The 18,227-nt window shown below is 66.3% G+C and carries 7 protein-coding genes; 5 read left to right on the forward strand and 2 right to left on the reverse strand.

From position 1 onward, the window contains the following. Window positions 1-14: 14 nt before the first annotated feature. Both QCN29_RS22915 and QCN29_RS22920 read right to left on the reverse strand, forming a co-directional pair. Window positions 15-749, reverse strand: coding sequence for a hypothetical protein (locus QCN29_RS22915; RefSeq protein ID WP_279930469.1), 735 nt, complete (start codon window positions 747-749; stop codon window positions 15-17). A 275-nt stretch (window positions 750-1,024) separates the two neighbouring features. Beyond that, complete coding sequence (locus QCN29_RS22920; RefSeq protein ID WP_279930471.1) at window positions 1,025-1,600, reverse strand: hypothetical protein; 576 nt, start codon at window positions 1,598-1,600, stop codon at window positions 1,025-1,027. 292 nt (window positions 1,601-1,892) lie between these two features. On the opposite strand from QCN29_RS22920, the gene QCN29_RS36900 reads away from it, so the two are divergent. From QCN29_RS36900 to QCN29_RS22945, 5 genes are all read left to right on the forward strand, one after another. Further along, complete coding sequence (locus QCN29_RS36900) at window positions 1,893-2,453, forward strand: hypothetical protein (protein ID WP_318036734.1); 561 nt, start codon at window positions 1,893-1,895, stop codon at window positions 2,451-2,453. A 678-nt stretch (window positions 2,454-3,131) separates the two neighbouring features. After that, entirely contained in the window at window positions 3,132-6,104 is a 2,973-nt protein-coding gene (locus QCN29_RS22930) for an AAA family ATPase (RefSeq protein WP_279930473.1), read from the forward strand. Between the two features lie 142 nt (window positions 6,105-6,246). After that, entirely contained in the window at window positions 6,247-8,319 is a 2,073-nt protein-coding gene (locus tag QCN29_RS22935; RefSeq protein WP_279930474.1) for a coiled-coil domain-containing protein, read from the forward strand. 136 nt (window positions 8,320-8,455) lie between these two features. After that, window positions 8,456-12,502, forward strand: coding sequence for a type IV secretory system conjugative DNA transfer family protein (locus QCN29_RS22940; RefSeq protein ID WP_279930475.1), 4,047 nt, complete (start codon window positions 8,456-8,458; stop codon window positions 12,500-12,502). A gap of 177 nt (window positions 12,503-12,679) precedes the next feature. Then, window positions 12,680-18,226, forward strand: coding sequence for a hypothetical protein (locus QCN29_RS22945; protein ID WP_279930476.1), 5,547 nt, complete (start codon window positions 12,680-12,682; stop codon window positions 18,224-18,226). Window position 18,227 lies beyond the last annotated feature (1 nt).

An 18,227-nucleotide genomic window follows, 5' to 3' on the forward strand; every position in this document is an offset into this window, starting at 1 on the left:
ATCACCTGAGACCGTCAACAATGTCCCGAGGCCAACGTGTCAACAATGTCCTGAGACCTCACACGACACTGGAACTCCGGAGTCGAAGCGCGTACGGTCTCGGCGGCTCCCTCTGGAGGCTCCGCCGCTTGCTCTTCCGGGGTGGGACGGCGCATGCCGGACAGGTGGCGTACGGCAGGGTCGAGTCGGAAGCGGTCGCCGGACAGTTCGGCGAGGAAGCCTTTGCGCAGGAGGTCGGGCAGGACGGCTCGGCAGGCCGCGGGAAGGTCCGGCGGGATCTGACCTTGGAGCCGGGGCGTGCTGTGTGCGGCGAGGAACAGCCCGGCCAGCCGTGCGGCGGGCGGGAGCTTCTTGACCGGCTTGGCGGACAAGGTCTTGGTGGTCCATCCGGACACCCGCGAGCGGACGTTCTTCCCGAAGGGCAGGGGATGGCCGGTTTCCCGAGCGAGGTCGGGGACGGTGATGGGGACCGGGGTGGAGGGATCGCCGTCGAAAGGGGCGTCGTCGATCTGCCAGCCCAGGCCGCGAAGAGCATCGACGGCGCCACGTGCGTCGCCCAGCCGCAGGGCGGACAGGTCCGTGCCGGTGAGGTTGCCGACGCCACCGCGGGCGGCCCGGATGGTCACCACCACGGCGACGAGCTGCGCGTCGGGCCCGGGCAGTTCCAGTGAGGCCGCGTAGCTCAGCAGCGTGCGGGCGGCTTCGCCTTGTTGACTCGTCAGGAGAAATGGCAGCGGCTGAGGGCTCACGGCCGGGCCGGTGCTGGCGTTGCTGGAGCTGGATGCGGTTTTCGGCACAGCCTGTGCAACGCGCGCCGAAGACCGCCGGTCACTGCTCCTACCCCGTCCGGAGTGACAGTGCGCCACCCCTGTCACTCGAGCAGCGCAGCATCAAGACCGCAGCTGCCAAGAGCCGCCGTCGGCACGGCGCCCACGCGAAAGTTCTGCGGACCGACACCGCACCGAAGAGGTCTGCGCAGGTGATGCCGTATACGCGGCACGGCTTCCAGGGGCGAAGTAGCTGGTCAGTGGTCGAGAGACGCGATTCCGGCTGCCATGGCCTTCTGGGCGCCGGAGGCGAGGCTGCCGGGAGCGCCGATGCGTCCCAGGGAGTCCCACTGCTCAGGGGTGACCAGGACATCGATCTTGATGTCTTCCACGGGGCCGAAGGTGCCGTCGGCGCGCTTATCGAAGTACGTGCCGCGGCCTGCCCACAGGGACGTCAGCTGTTCGATCACGCGTGCGTGCCACGGATCGGGCAGGTGCCCGCCCTTTTCGGCGGCAGCCTGAGCGATCACTTTCGCGGCGTCGCCTGCCGGTAGGGCGCCGAGCTCGCGGACGAGCAGCGCCAGCCGCTGGGACAGGCCGTCGAGGGTGGAGGCGTAGTCGTCGACGTTCGTGTACAGCACGTCGTACACGTCGCGGTCCAGTTCGTCGCGCACGCAGTCGGCCGCCACGTCGTCGACCGGACGCTGCTGGAACGCGGCGGCACGCCTCAGGCGCCAGGCCGCCTGTCCGCTCAGGCGGACGGTTGCGACCAGCTCGCCGCTGTCGTCGGGGTCAGAAGATGCCGAGTCAGGGTGCGGTGCTGGGGTGTCCATGGAGGGACGGTAGTACCCGCCGGCCGCCCGGCGCCGCTGAAGCTCACGTCCTGGCCTCGCGAACTGGTCGCGCACCGCACCAGGCGTCTCGCCGAGTCCGCTCCCGCCCTCCGGAGGCGGTGTGGCTTGCTTGCGGTCTTGCCTCGCAATGTTCAAAGAAGCATAGATTAGCCCTAGTTGGTCGTCAGGGGGCGTGGTGGCAGGGCGGGATCTTCGAACGCTGTTCAGCTCCAACGACCGGAGTATCTCCGCGAACGAGGCATTCACGAACCGACAGGCGCAGTGGCAGGCAGTGACCACCGCCCTCGCCGAACACCTGCGCCGAGTGAACAGCACGGGCTTCGATGTGGAGGACCTGGAAAGCCCCCGCCGTAACATCCTCGTCTTCCACGGGGTGGGAGGCATCGGCAAGTCCACACTGCCCCGCAAGGTCGAGGCGTCGCTCGCCCACAGCGATCACCGCCCCGCGCAGTGGGACTCGCCCTCGCTTGACCAGGGGCAGGTGCTCCCGGTCCGTATCGACCTCGCACGGTCCGCGGGCATGGACTTCGAGCGCGTCATCCTCACCATCCGCCTCGCCCTCGCCGCGCTGGGACGGCCGATACCCGCCTTTGACCTCGCCCTGCGCCGCTACTGGGGGCACCGCCCGCCACCGGCCGCGCGGAACATCGCCCGCCGGACCAGCTTCCCCACTGACATGATCGAACGCCAGACCAGCTGCGTGCCGGGGGTTGGCACGCCGCGCATCAAGAACTCTGTACGTTCACGTGTACGCCGACACCAGGCTTCGATCCTAAATGGCGAAGGTGCTGAGATCAGCGAGAACTTCGCGGTCAAGGCCGATCTGATTTAGACCGAGCACGGGCAGATCATCGACATTGACACGCTTCAGCCTCCAGACTTCGAGGAGGACGAGCACACGCTGGTGAAGCAGAAGGCCGCTCGCGAGGCTCCGACAGAGGAAGCGTCGTTGATCCTCGATGACGAGCCGACGCAGGAGGGTCAGCCGCTGACGCAGGAGAAGCTCCAGGCGACGATGTCGGGGGCGACTCCTCCGGGCGGACGGAGACGACTGCGTCGGAGCCGACGCGGGTTCCAGCGGCGAACTCGCAGGCCGGGCCCAGCACGCACGGCGGGCCACGTCACAGCTATCCGTCGGCGCAGGCATCAGGCGAGCCGGGATCGCGATTCAACCCGGTGGTGCGTGAGCGTCAGCCGCAGACTCGGCAGCCGGCGGCTCTCGCTCCTGGGATGATCACCTCCGCGGACACGCCGAAGACGTCAGCCTCGTTTGGCGCGGACCTGGTCAGACGCATGGGCGCGTTGGTGGGCAAGGCCGGCACGGAGGGGAGCAACGAGGCCCCGCCAGCGAGCGCTTCAACCACCAGTTCGAGCAGCCCCCGACGCCGGAGGGCAGCGAGTCCGAATGCGGCGGGTGAGCGACCCGCGACCAGTGCACGGAACGAAAGGCCCCGGAGTGGACTCCGGGGCCTTTCGCATTACCCATTCAATGCCCTATAGAATGCGACTCATGATAGGATTTCGACTGATTTTCCAGTTGAACCCTCAGTCCAGTCGAGAGGTCTTGCGCGGCATGTTCCACGAGGCACAGCTCGATGAGCGCTACCCACTCCTGTCCAAGCTCTCGGAGCCACTGAAGAAGGCCGAGCGCGACATCGTCGGCCGCGAGCACGAGACGATGCAGCTACTGGCCTCGATGAGCCGCCCCGAGCTGTGCAATGCGCTTCTGCTGGCCGAAGCCGGAACGGGCAAGACCGCGTTGGTCCAGGCCACGATGCTCATGGATCCGGATCGTCTCTATCTCGAAGCGGACCCGGCACGCATGATCTCCGAGGCGGGCAACGCCGAGAACATGGCCGCGATGCTCAAGGGCTTCTTCGACGAGGCTGAGCGCTTCGTCAAGGACGAAGCGCACGAACTGGTCCTTTTCATCGACGAGTTCCACCAGATCATCCAGCTCTCCGACGCCGCCGTCGAGGCGATCAAGCCGGTCCTCGCCGCCTCGGGGACCCGTGGCATCAGGATCATCGCGGCGACGACCTACGAGGAGTTCCACCAGCACATTTCGTCGAACCAGCCGCTTGTCGAGCGCTTGCAGCGCATCAACCTCAACCCGCCGGGCCAGGAGACGACGATCACCATCCTCAAGGGGATGGCCGAGCGCTACGGGGTGGCCGACGAGTTCTACGACGACCACATCTTCCGGCAGATCTACGAGTACACCCAGCGCTACATGCCGGCCAGCGCCCAGCCACGCAAGTCCATCCTCGTGCTCGACTCCATGGTCGGCTGGCACCGGTTCACTCATCGGCCGATGGACCGGGACCTGCTCTCGGATGCACTCCAGGAGTCCCTCGGCGTCAATGTGGCCTTCAAGGTCGACGGCGCAAAGATCAAGCAGCAACTGGACACGAAGGTGTTCAGCCAGGACCTGGCGACACGTGCGGTGGCGAGACGGCTGCAGCTGTCGGTGGCGGACCTGAACGACAAGGGAAAGCCGATGGCGAGCCTGCTGTTTACGGGCTCCACGGGCGTCGGCAAGCTCTGCGTCGATTCGACGCGTGTTCCAGTCTATTCGTGGGACGGCAGGGTCGCGTGGAAGCGTCATGGGGATCTGGTTCCCGGGGACTTCGTGTTCGGTCGTCACGGTCGACCGATCGAGGTGCTCGGTCACTTCCCGCAGGGCATGCAGGACGTCTACCAGGTCACGCTGTGGGATGGCCGCACGCTCGACGTTGGCGGTCCGCACCTGTGGACGGTCTACACGGCTAAGCAGCGCTCCAACAAGCACGCCGGCAAGGACGTGGAGCCGGTGACGTTGACGACCTTGGAGATGCTCGAGCGTGGCGTGGTTCGCACGTACGCCGGGGACCCGCGCGAGCACCTCAAGTTCTTCATTCCCGCCAACGAGGCGGTCGAATGGCCCGAGCAAAACTTGGGGGTCGACCCTTACGTCCTCGGTGTGCTCATTGGCAATGGGTGCCTTACGGAGTCGCAGCTGACGCTGTCCTCGGCCGCGGACGACGCAGATCAGACCGTGTGGACGGTCGGCGAGTGGCTGGGGTCGGAGCCGAAGCAGGCAGGCAACGGCTACAGCTGGAACTTCCCGGCCGGATGGGCGCATCCCAATGGCCGGGGCGAGGCTCTGCACCAGACGAAGGACGTTCTGGCTTCCGTCCCGGAACTCGTGGGCACCTACTCCGCTGACCGCCGTATCCCGGAGGCGTACAAGCACGCCTCGGTCAAGCAGCGCTGGGCGTTGGTGCGGGGCCTGTTCGATACCGATGGGACTATCGACGGCACGTCTGGGCGCTTCAACGTGTCGTACTCGACCGTTTCGAAGGACCTGGCCGAGGATCTGCAGGACGTGCTCTTCTCGCTCGGCGTCTCGAACTCTCTGAAGACATGGCGGCGGACCAAGGAGGATCGTCGCGAGCTAGTCGAGTACAACGTCCACGTCAAGGTGGGCAACGCGAACAAGGTGCAGTTCTTCGAGCTCCCGCGAAAGCGTGAGATCGCTGCGCGGGCGGCGCGAGAGACGTCGGGGCGCGAGCGCGTGAAGAAGTTCGACATGGTGGGCGTCAAGTCGATCGAGAAGCTGCCGGAGCAGCAGAGCTCGTCGTGCATCTACGTCAACGACGAGGAGCACCTCTACCAGGCTGGTCAGTTCGTGGTCACGCACAACACGGAGCTCACGAAGCAGCTGGCACGGCTGCTGTTCGGTGACGACCAGCGGCACCTGATCCGGTTCGACATGACGGAGTACGCCGAGGACTCGTCGTTGGCGGCGTTCCGTTCCGAGCTCACCAAGCGCGTGTGGGACCTCTCCCACGCCGTGCTGCTTTTCGACGAGGTCGAGAAGGCCTCGGCGATGGTCACGCGCGTACTGCTGCAGGTGCTCGACGACGGCCGGCTCAACGACGACAACAACCGCGAGGTGAGCTTCCTCAACACCTACATCGTGCTGACGACGAACGCGGGCTCGGAGATTTACAAGGACATCGCGCAGTACGCGGCGGACGACACCGGTTCGGGCAAGCATCTGCTGGAGTACGAGAAGCTCATCCGCCGCTCGATCTCCTCGACGACGGGCGACAACCGGTTTCCGCCCGAGCTGCTGGGCCGTATCGACGCGATCGTGCCTTTCCAGCCGCTGTCGCTGCCGACGCAGCAAAAGATCGTGCGGAAGAAGCTGCGCCAGATGGTGCAGGAGGTGTTCGTCAAGCACAACGTGCGGGTCGACGTCGATGCGAGGGTCCTGCAGTACCTCATCGAGGACAAGGGCGACACCGACTCTGATGCCGGCGGTGCGCGTGCGGCTGTGGCGAAGCTGACCGACGAGGTCACCACCGCGGTGGCGACCTTCCTCAACGAGCACCCCTCGGAACGACGGATCCGCATCGACGTCGTCGGCGACCTGGTCAGCGACGACAAGAACCTGCTGAGTTCCGACGCCTACGTCGAGGTCAGCGCGGTGCGATGAACCGGTCGAGGACAGCGGGAACGAGTCGACTCGTACGCCAATAGCCATTTCATGCCCTATGATTGCCTATTCTAATAGTGCGGCGATAAGATACTCATAAACCAGGCGAACTGTGTTCTATTAGCGAAGGGATCGAGTATCAATGGGCATTCTGGGAGCGGCAGCGGTCAGCCAGAAGAAGGAACGGAAGAAGAAGCCCGACGAGCTTCTGTCCTCCGTCGTGAGAGAGACGGCGATCCCGGCGGCGGTCGAGTTGCTGCGGTCGAACACGCGGTTCGTCTTTCCCAGCGGTACGGCCTGGGTGATGCTCGTGCTTGCAGCCGACGAGATCGGCGGCTTGAGCAAGCGGCACGGCCGGGACGAGGCGAAGGGCTCGATCATCGAGCTCATCAGCTCCGACCAGATCCGCACGGTGGCCACGGCGGAGATGCTCGAAGAGGAGGTCTTCGGCATCATCCCCACCGACGAGACTCTCGCGCGCATGGAGGAGTACTCGCTGCTCACCGGTGCCACCTATGCCTGGGCCGTCGTGTGGCAGAAGCCCAGCGGCGACCTGCTCGTCGATCTGGTGAACGATGCGACCTTCGCGCAGGCGCGCTTTGTCGCTGCAGGTGCCACGAGCCTCGAAGAAGCCGTGGGCAAGAAGGCGTGGGAAGAGCACAGCGGCCTGGTCGCCGACGCTGGGACCACTGGCCCTGTCACCGCGGTCCTCGGAGAGGACGAGGGCGATGCGATCTTCGACGAGATCCCCGGTGTCGAGGGGGCTGACGAGGGCCTGGACGACGAGCCGCTCTTCAGCGACGTCGGCAACGACGACGGAGGGGCGGACGCACTCATGTTTGAGGAGGGCGCCGCAGGTATCGACGACGCGGGCATCGCTCCGGTCGAGCCGGAGCCGGACTACGACGGCGACGAGGTGGCCGGCTACGAGGGCTTCGACGAAACCGACGCCGGCTACGGTATCGAGGGCGACTACCAGGAAGCCGGCGACACTGTGCTGCTGGCCGATCAGGCCCAGGTACGCGACGTCATCGCCCGCCGGTTCCTCTCCGAGGAGTTGGACCTGGACGTCCGGCTCGATGAGTTCAACGCGACCTTCGCCATCGGCGCGCCGGTCGTGCAGATCGCTGTGCCCGAGGGCTCGACGGAGTGGCTCGGGGACCAGGTCGCCCAGCTCAACCGGCAGGCCAACGCAGACCTGATGCAGCTCCGTTCCGCGCATGAGGATGAGCTGCGTGCGCTCTACGTCAACCTCATGTCGGCACACACCGAGCAGGTCATCCGCGATGTGGCCACCGACCGCGCGGGCTCCCGGTACAAGCTGCTGAAGGACGCCGCCGAGGCCGAGCACCACCTGCGGCAGACGGAGAAGGATGAGAAGATCCGGGCCCGCCGGGCGGAGATCGCCAAGGACTACGAGGCGCAGGCCTCCAAGGTGGCCCAGCAGGCGGCGCTCTCGGCGGAATTGCAGTACAAGGAGCGCAACCGCTCGAAGATGGAGCGCGAGCAGATCGACTCCGTCGCCGAGATCGAGCGGGACATCGAGGACACCCACGCGCACAACCAGCAGGAGATCCTGCGGGTCCGGCGCTCGGACGCGACGCTGAAGATGCAGACCGGGCAGACACGGATCTTCGAGGTGCTGGCCGAACGGCAGTCGGAGTACCTGGCGGCCGAGGAAGAGCGCCTGAACCAGTGGAAGACCGAGATCCAGCGGATCGTCGACGACAACCGCAAGGCCGACATCGCCCAGTCCGAGGCGCTGGCCGAGCACCTGCGGACCACGGACGAGATCGGCGTCCTGCGCCGGGAGCAGCAGGACCTCCTGGAGTCGGTGCGCTCTGAGCACGCCGACCGGATCCGCCGGATGGAGGACGAGCTCGAACGCAACCGCAAGGACGCCATCACGCAGATGACGGCTCGGGACGCCGAGTGGCAGCACAACCTCGACCTGGAGAAGGAGAAGACCAACTCCCAGGTGGCGCGGGTCACCGACCTGCTCCAGCAGTTGTCGACGGTCGAGGATTCAGTGGCCAAGCGGTACGAGGCGCGCCTGACGGAGATGCAGGCCGACAGGGAGTCCTACGCCAACGAGCTGGCACGGGCCTCGGAGATCCAGAGCCGCTCGAACAAGATCCTCGTCGTCATGATCATCACGCTCTCGCTCCTGATGGCCGCGGCCGGCTTCATCGTCGGGGTGGTCTTGACCCGTTGAGCGATCCGGTCATGAACGGCGGGGTGATCCGACGGCGCATGGGGCGCGTTCCCCATGCGCCGTCGTCGTCTGCGCAGGCAGGCGCACTGGACACCAAGACAGCAAAGCTAGCGAGGCCCGAGAGTAAGGAATCACAATGGCCACGAACAGGCGGAAGGCGGCACGGCCGAAGGCGAGCAGCTGGGACAAGATCTCGGCGCGGACGCCCGGCGAGACGCTGACGAACCGAGACGTCTACGACAACCAGCAGCTGGACCGCAGCACGTTCCTGACCCTGAGGTCGACCAGGCCGGGCATCGTCGTCGCGGTGATCACCGGCGTGCTGGCGACGATCGTCGCCTGGGTCTTCTACTCGCTCATCGCCACGGCGGTGCTCTCGGTGGGCACGTCCGTGGGTTCGGGCGTGCCCGGCAACGGCACCGGCAAGCCGAGCGCGTACTACGTCCAGGACACCACGACGGGTACGGGCGGCTCGGTCGTGAAGTGCTACCGGCCCCTGACCAAGGACGGCAACCCGGACGTGAAGGCGAAGTGTTACCCCAGCGCTGAGGCTGTTCCGGTCCCCAGCTGGTACACCGCGGCGAAGGACGGCAAGCCCAGCGCCGAGAGGCCGGCTGAGCCCAAGAGGAGCGCGACGACGGTCGGCGAGCAGCTGTCCGACGTCTCGGGGTTCAAGCTTTTCATCACGCTCGGCTCGGGTCTGATGGTCGCCCTCATAATCGGCACGTGGTTCTCGCGGAAGGTCGCCGCGGCGAACCTGATGAACACCACGAGCGACATCAACCAGTACCAGAACGACCAGCACATCGCTCTGCCGGAAGAGATTCAACAGAACTACGACTGGTTCCCCGACGCCGGTGCTCACTCGAGCGTGCAGGTCAGCTCGATGCTCAGCCACATGATGCTCAAGAAGAAGGGCCTGGGCACCGTCGAAGTCGCCCAGCGCGCCAAGAACGACGTCACCGATGAGGAGGGGAACCTCGTCTATTACGCCGGCGAGGTCATGGACGACGACGAGGGCAATCCGCTGACGCAGACCCTCCCGATCATCGACGAAGACTTCGGTGACAAGCTGTTCGAGGCTTCCGGTCTCCCCGATGACAAGACGCTGCGGCAGAAGTACGACACGACGCGGATCCCGTACAACCCTGACGGCAAGAACCGGGACAAGCTCGGCTTCGGGTCGGACACGTACAAGACCGTCGCTGACCTGATCAAGGCGGACTGGACGTTCCCGGCGTACGAGGTCCAGCGCCCGGCCGGGGCGTACGTGGTCGATACCGCGCCGGTGAACACCATGGTGCTGGCCATCACCCGAGCCGGTAAGGGCCAGACGTACATCGAGCCGGTCATCGACATGTGGTCGCGGGAAAAGAAGCCCTCGAACATGGTCATCAACGACCCCAAGGGCGAGTTGCTGGTGAAGAACTACGTTCCCCTGGTCACACGCGGGTTCGAGCCGGTGCAGTTCAACCTGATCAACTCCATGAAGACCGACATCTACAACCCCCTGGGGCTGGCGGCCGACGCGGCGCGTGAGGGCAACTTCACCAAGTGCGCACTGTATGTGGAGAACATCGCCGGGATCTTCTTTCCGCTCGACGGCGGCGAGGACCCGGTCTGGCCCAATGCCGCCAACAACGCCTTCAAGCGCGCGGCCTACGGACTCATCGACTTCTACCTGGAGGAGGAGCGGGAGCTGCGCAGCGCCGCAGCCGTGCTGAATATGGACCCGGCGCTGCTGGAGCAGAAGCTCGATGACCTCTGGGGCAAGGTCACGCTCTACAACTGCTACCAGCTCTTCGTGCAGATGAGCTCGAAGAAGATCAAGAACCCTGAGGCCGAGCTGGAGAAGCGGGTCAAGGCCGGCGGGTTCGAGAACAACGAGGACGCCCTGGCCGAGGAGCAGGAGAAGGCGGCGGCCCAGGCCTTCATGTGGGAGGGCAAGGCCGATCAGGACATGCTCAGCCTGTACTTCAACGCGAGCGAGGAGCTGCCCCGCAACAACATGCGCACGCTGGTGGGCAACGCCCACAACGCGCTGCGCTCGATGGCCGGCGCGGAGAAGATGCTGGCCTCGGTGTACGGCATCGCGATCACCGCCATGTCGTTCTTCACCGACCCCACGATCTCGACGCTGACCTCGGGCAAGCCCTCGCAGAACACCGACCTGGCCGGCCTGAGCTTCCCGCGTCGCCTCGGCGTGCGCTTCGCGCCGAACTACGTCAAGCGCGACCACCTCGTCGGCCAGCAGGCCGTGTGGTCGGCCTACGCAGACCCGATGTTCACCGAGAACCTGGGCGAGGACTTCGAACACGAGGAGATCGTCGGCCGCGAAGGTTGGGCCCGGTACAACTTCAAGGGCAAGTTCCCTGACGACGAAGCCTGGCTCAAGCTGGAGCTGGTCAACCCGCAGACGAAGATGCTGGTACGCACCTTCTACTTCAGCTTCACAAAGAACTACCAGGTCTCGCTCAACGGCCGGCACTACGTGGTCGAGCCGGTGACGGGCAAGAAGATCGTGAAGAACGGCGTGATGCGTGAGCTGAAGCCGGTGCGTGAGGGCGGCACCCGGGACGGAAAGATCCTGTCCTTCCAGCCCGGGGACACCCTCTACCCGGACACGCGACTCGACTTCTCCGGCGGCGGCAACCCGGAGAAGGTCTCGTACCAGGCACGGGCGATCACGCAGACACTGTCGCGCTACTCGGAGTCCCCCAAGGCGCTGTTCCTGGTGACTCCGCCTCACCTGATGAAGTACGCGAAGCTGATCCTGATCCTGGTCAAGCAGCTGTTCGACGTGAGCGCCGACCAGGCGTACATGACGAAGTCGAACCAAAAGCCGCTCTACCGCACGCGGTTCATGCTCGACGAGCTCGGCAACCTGCAGTCGGAGGGCAAGGGCATCGACGGCTTCGAGACGATGCTCTCCATCGGCCTGGGCCAGGAACAGCAGTTCACCCTCATCCTGCAGACCCTGCAGCAGCTGCGCGACGTCTACGGCGAGAGCGTCGACAAGATCGTGCAGGGCAACACCTCGAACATCGTCTTCTTGAAGTCCACGGACGATTCGATGATCGAGACGCTGGAGAAGATGAGCGGCAAGACGCACCGGTCGTACAGGGACAGCAAGCAGATCAGCCAGGATCTCGACAAGGTCATCGGCGGCAAGACCGAGGGCCGGGTCTCCTACACGATGAGCACCAAGGAAGAGCCGCTGATCAGTTACAACGACATGGCCTTCCTCTCGCCGCGCAACTCGATCGTCTTCCGGGCCGGCGATGCGCCGATCTGGAACCGCAACCACACGATTCTGCCGATGTCGTTCCGGCTGCTGGGGAACACGATCAAGCACCCGGGGCACACGTACTCGCTGCAGACGATCCCGACGCTGTCCAGTGCCATGGACTTCGACGTGCGGATGAACCAGCCGGACTTCGTGAAGATGCTGGAGAAGCGCATGCGGCAGGCGGTCAAGGCCGCGGACGCGAAGGCGCAGTACAAGGAGATCTACGGCTACCAGGAGGTCGACATCGAGCGCCTGGACCCGGATGTCTACGCCGACGAGGTCATGGAGGTCATCACGACGATGACCACGGTCGACGAGGGCCGGGACCCCAACGCTCCGGTGGTCGTCGACCCCGACGAGTACGAGGGGATGAGCATGTTCGACGAGGACCAGTTCATCGAGAACGTCGAGGTCGGGGTTGCGGTCGCCGAGAGTCAGGCGGTCAGCGTCGAGCGGCAGCGTCTGCTCTACGCCGAGGGGACGATCAGCAAGGAGATGCTGGTCAACCCCGACGGCTCGGCGAAGGTCAAGAGCCTGGACATCGAGATCGGGGAGGCCTACAAGTCGGCGCAGACTGAGTTGGAGCGGGATCGCGAGCACTTCTCGGTCGGCGGCGACGGCGAGCTGCGCAGCGCCGACGGGTCTCAGACGTACATCAGCCAGATCCGCTCGGACGCGTACGCCAATGCGGCCCGCCGGATCAACGGCCATGTGAACGACGAGGACTCGCGGGTGTTCGCGGAGGAGGACGTCACCGAGGAGGACCTGAAGTCCCTGGCGACGGTGAAGGTCCACTCGGCCTTCTACCAGTACCTGGCCTCACTGCCGAGCTGGGAGGTGCTGGCCGACGGCCGGTTCGACCGGGCCATGGCCATCGAGATGAACTCGAAGTAGCCGGCGGCCGCTTGGGGGCCAGCCAAGGATCACGACCAGTGCCGAGGTCGTCTCTCGACTAAGGGGGACCGCCTCGGCACTGGCCTTTCCGGATAGCCTCTCACTTCCTTTCGATAGGCAGGGTAGGCTCTATGCACACTTATGCAACCCCGAGCTTCCACAGGAGGCTGATTGACCATGAAGAAGGCACACGGACTGCGCAGGTACTTCTACGAGTACGCCTACTACAAGGCAGTCGAGCAGGCCCGGGATCAGACCGGACAGGTCATTCCGATCTCCCAGGCCAAGGCGATCCGCGCCCGGGTCGACGAGATCCTCGGCCAGCGGGGCACCGCGCTGGCCGACCCGCGGCTGGGCGTCACGGACTGCCTCACCGCCATCGACCAGGCATTCGCGGAGAAAGTGTCCGACTACGAGCCGCAGTTCGGTGACCATTCCCCGCAGAACGAGCGCTACCAGCAGTCGCAGCGGGAGTTCACCCGTGCCACCGGCGTCGGCGCCCAGGCCGACCCGAAGTCGGCCCGGCTGCCGATCAGCCCCTACGACCCCGACTGGTCCGAACGCGCGACCGTGAAGCGCGCCGGGACCGCGCTGGTGTACCTGCCGGACGAGACGATCGGACGCGTGGCCGGCGGCGAGGTGGAGACCCTGGCCGATCCCCGGCGCGGGAACATGGTGCTCTGGCGCATCGACGACGAGGGCAAACCTTTCGAGGCCGGCCGAGCGATGACGAACGACGACGCCGCTGGGCTCACCGCGCTGATGGACAAGATGAGCCAGCAGGAATACGACCAGGTCCGCGAGTGGGTCATCGACGGCGGCCGGGATCCCCAGACGAACCGTGTCGACCGCAACCGCTTCATGTCGCAGCGCGCCGTGGCACGCTCGGCAGCACTGCTCGAAGAGCTGAAGGCCCAGGGCGTGTCCTACGAGGTGATGCGCGACCGCGAGCCGGGGCAGATCAAGGCGAAGATCGCCGGAACCGGCATGGAGATCCGTCTCACCGACACGCGCCAGGAGGAGTACGCCGGAGCCCGGATCTATGACAACGGCACCGTGCTGCGCTACTCGACGAACTACCGGGTCCCCGGCGGCATGGCGGTCTACTCCCCCTCGCCGGCGGAGGCCGTTCAGCTGCTGCGCTTCGCCCAGGGCCACCGCATCGAGCGCACGGATCTGCCGGGGCACGCCGCCGGCGAGATGGGCACGACGCACCAGGAGCGCGGCCGTGGCCGCACGCTGGTGGATGTGCCCGACAGCTACCACGTCGACCGGGAGTCGATGTTCGTGGTCGGCGACTACGTGGCGCCCGGCGAGTCCGGTCCCCGGCCCGGGGCGAAGGTGATGCTGCGCCGGGACGCGAAGAACCGCTCCCTGCCGGCCTTCTTCATCGACGCCGAGCCCGCTGAGGCCTACGCGAAGGCCGCCGTCGAGAGCGCGCGGGAGAATCTGCAGGCAGCTCTTGGCGTCGAAGACCTGATCGCTCGTGCTGAGGCCGAGCTGGAGCGAACCGGTGGACAGCTGGATGCGATCGAGCCGCCGGAGTACTCGGCTGACTCTGAGGTCGCTGCGATCCAGCGCTCCTACTGGGACGTGCTCACCGGCGCGCACAGCGATCTGCTGCGCCCGGGGGCGACCGAAGAGATGTACCAGGAACGGCTGGAGGGAATCGGTGAGTTGCAGGCCGACGGGGTGCCCGAGATGGGCAACCTCGTTTACGGCGGCACCGCCGTCGAGAAGGTCCGGCAGCACGCCGAGGACGTCCCTTTCGAACTCATCGGGACCTGGGAGGCGGAGCCCCACGACGTCGACGGCGAGTGGGTCGATCAGCGCTTCAACCCGGACCGGGTGGCGCGGTACATGACCAGCCCCACCGGGCAGTGGTCGAACCTCGACAACCTTGCCTCGGCGCTTCGTCGTTGCGGGATCTCCCCCGACGAGATGATGGGCTCGACCTTCCAGACGACCCGGTTCAAGGACCGGCTCGTCCGCTTCGACGCCGAGCGCTGCGTGCCGATCGCCGATCACGAATCTGCGTTCATGCGGCGCATCGGGGCCACCGTGCGCGAGAGCATCGAGCGCAACGCGGCGACGATCTCCGAGATCCTGGTCGACGAGCAGGGCGTCATCCGCTGGAGCGGCGAGAAGCTGCGCCGTGACGGCAAGGGGGCTGCGATCTCGGGTGAGATCGGCCAGGTCTTCGATGTCGGCGAGTACGGCGAGATCACCACCGCCTTCGCCAGCGGGGAGAACGCTCTGGTCGTGCCGGGCTACGAGGCCACGATCACGGCCCAGACTCCGGGCGAAGCTCCGACCTCGGTCGAGGAACGCACTCGCCTGCGCGGCTACGAGCAGCTCATGCACGAGCGCATCCAGTACCAGATCGCCGGCGACCTCATCGCCGGGCGCAGCGAGACCGGCGAGCCCTCCTCGCTCAACGCGGTCTACTCGCAGCTGTACGGCACGAAGCACCCGGTCGACTTCATCGAGCGCGCCACCACGTACCAGCTCGACGAGTCCACCGGCGAGATCAAGGGGCACCTGGACGAGTGGACGGCCGCGATCCTGCAGACCGAGGCGCGCCGTGTGCGCTACTCCAACGAGATCAAGGCCGGCTCGACGATCTACGCCGAGTACCGGGCCCAGCGCGACCGAACTGACCCGGCCGACGACAACCGCTTCGACGCCTGGCGGCTCACAGGCGGGCGGAACATGACGGTGCTCACCGGCAAGGACCGGAACAACGTCGCTGCGCCCAGCGGCTACTTCGACCCGGTGATGACCGGAGGCGCGACCAACCAGGGCATCGTGCGGTACCTGACCACTCAGGCCCAGGTCGACGCCGACGGCCGGATCGTGCCGGGCGACGAGAGCGTGGCCGGGCAGCGTGCGCCGCTCATGGCTCTCCCCGAGCTCGAGACCCTGCGGTACGACCCGTTCGACCGCCAGCAGATGACGGCCTCGACGATCATGCAGTCTGCTGAGGTCACCGCGCCGGCGAAGACGGCGCTGATGACCTTCGGCGGCTGGACGGCTGATGACCCGATCGTGGTGTCGAAGGAGTTCGCCGAGCGCCACCGCATCCGCGGGGCCGGCGGCCAGGAGCGCGATCTCGTCGTGGGCGACAAGATCTCGGATCTGCACGGCAACAAGGGCGTGATCTCGCTGATCGTCGACCGGGACATGCCGCTGCAGGACGCGCAGGAGCAGGATGTCGTCGAAGAGGTCAATTGGTTCCGGGCCAACCCGGGCTTGGACGTGGTGATGAGCCCGTTCAGCCTGATCTCCCGGCGCAACGCGGGCTCGGCGCGCGAGCTGATGAGCGGGAACGTCTCCGACCTGCGGTTCCCCAACGGAGAACTGCGGCCGGGTGCCCTGGGTGAGATGCGCTTCGTGGTCACTCACATGGCCGTCGACGAGAAGACGAAGATCTACGACGACGAGCAGGTGCGTGCTGGCAAGGGCCGTAAGGCCTCCTCTCAGCTGGCTTGGGCGCTGCAGTCTCAGGATTGCCCGGCGATCATGCGCGAGTTCTACGGCCACAACAGCGGGGCCGAGTCGAATCTGCGCGAGTACCTGCTGGTGACCGGCATGGACATGGAGGCTGACGGCACGCTGCGGGTGGTCGGCCAGGCCGAGGTCCTCGATGAGCGCCCCGAGCGTCGGTTCATTCCGATGCCCGAGCTGCTGCGCACTCAGCCGCGCAAGGAGGGCCAGCTCCCGGGACTGAACACCACGGCGATGCGCAAGTCCTTCGGCGGTCTCATCGGCGACCGTGGCGGCGACATGGAGATCCCGTTCCCACTCACGTATCCGACCGGTGAGCAGACCGAGACGGTGAGCGCGAGCTCGTGGAAGCTGCCGGTGATGTCCTCGCATCTGCGCAGTGGCCAGGAGTTCGAGGACGGGTCTTCCGTCACGCACGACTACACCCGCAGCTACCAGGACGTCTTCGTCGAGGCCTGCCGCTACCGCTACATGACTGAGCAGCTGGACGGCCAGGGTCTGTCCGCGGAGAAGCGCGCCGAGGTGCGTCGCGGCATGAGCGAATCGGTCTCGCGCGCTCAGCGCGCCTTCGAGGCGATCACGACCGACGTGCAGAACCGGGTACTCACGGGCAAGAACAACATCTTCAAGACCGGGCTGATGGCCTCGCGGCTCACCGACTCGGCGACGATGGTGTGGACCGCGGACCCGCGGCTGGACGTCGACCAGATTGCGCTCAGCTCGGTCAAAGCCGAGCAGCTGGGGCTGGCCGAGGGCGACCACGCGCTGGTATGGCGTGACCCGGTGCTCCGTGACGCCGGCGTGCGCTACATGCGGGTCGCGATCGACGACCGGCTCACCGGCGCCGCGATCAACCCCGTGATGGACGCCTGCTTCGACGGCGACTTCGACGGCGACGCCGTCGCCGTGGTGAAGCTGCACAGCGAGGCCGCCAAGACGGAAGCCCTGGCGAAGCTCTCGGTGCCGGCCAACCTGCTGGACACCGGCGTGGTCAAGAACGACGGCTCGCACCCGCTGGCCATGCAGGTCTCGCTGGACACCCAGGTCGCGCTCTCCAAGGACGCCGGACTGGCCGATGAGCTGGAGAGCTCGCGCAGCGAAGCGAACCGGCTCCGGCTGCGGGCGCTCACGGGCGCAGAGTCGTCTGAGGACATCAAGCTCGGCCAGCAGGTCGTGACGGAGGAGCTGAGCGCGCTGTACCGCCAGGCGCAGCGTGGAGAGTTCGGCGCGGCACTGACGTTTTCGGACCGCGCGGCGCACCTGCAGAGCGTGCGCGAGGTCTGCGTCGAGACCGGTGCCAAGGGCAGCGAGAAGAAGCTCACCGACTACGCCCGGAACCTGGGCGATGCGCAGGGCACGCCCGGCATCACGCAGGCCGACCAGGAAGCCTCGATGTTCGCCACGGCGATCAAGGCCCACGGCACCGGCCTGGGCGGCTCGTTCAGCCAGCGCGCCGTGCGCGCGCTGCGCGGCGAAGACCTCAAGGCCGTCCTGGAGGTCACCTACCCGGTGACCCAGTCGATCCTGCAGGCCAAGCACGACGCCGCCGAGGCCCGGCACAAGTACGCGATGCTCCAGGGCCCCGGCCGCGAGCTCTGGAGGGGCCGCAGCATCAAACACGTCGGCCCCGGTCAGTGGCGCACGGTATTCCTCGACGGTGAGCCGGTCCAGGCCACGGCCGAGGAGTGGGAGAAGCAGTTCATCGAGTTCTACGAGTCCAAGGAGGGCTTCGGCGTCACGGTCAACCCGGACTACATGGCCCGGGTGGCCAGTTCGCTGGAGGACCCGAAAACCGGGCTCATCCGCAACCTCGAAGAGAACCCGTCGCTGCGGGGCACCGTGATGGACCGGATGGCCTACGGCGGTGACTTCGAGGCGCTCGTGCAGGCGGCCAAGAACCGCGAGAGCGTCTACGACGGCGAGAAGAACGAGCAGTTCGCGTCCTCGGGGACCCGGAAGGCCCGGGCGGAGATGTCCCGGCAGCTCGATCAGCTGAGCTCCGCCGAGGCGCACAGCCTGGACAGCACTGCGATTGCCGTCGATGACTCGGTGGTCAAGCGCGACGTGATCTCTCACGACGCGCAGACCTCCCGCACCCGCGGCTCGCATCGCCGCTCTGCGCACGCCGTGGGCGTGGGTGCGTCGCGCCCGGTCTACACGCCGAGCATCGAGATCGATCAGCCGCAGGGCGACGACGACTACGGGGTGGGGTACTGAG

The organism is Streptomyces chengmaiensis, assembly GCF_029846775.1.
In the GTDB taxonomy this organism is placed as follows: domain Bacteria; phylum Actinomycetota; class Actinomycetes; order Streptomycetales; family Streptomycetaceae; genus Streptomyces; species Streptomyces chengmaiensis.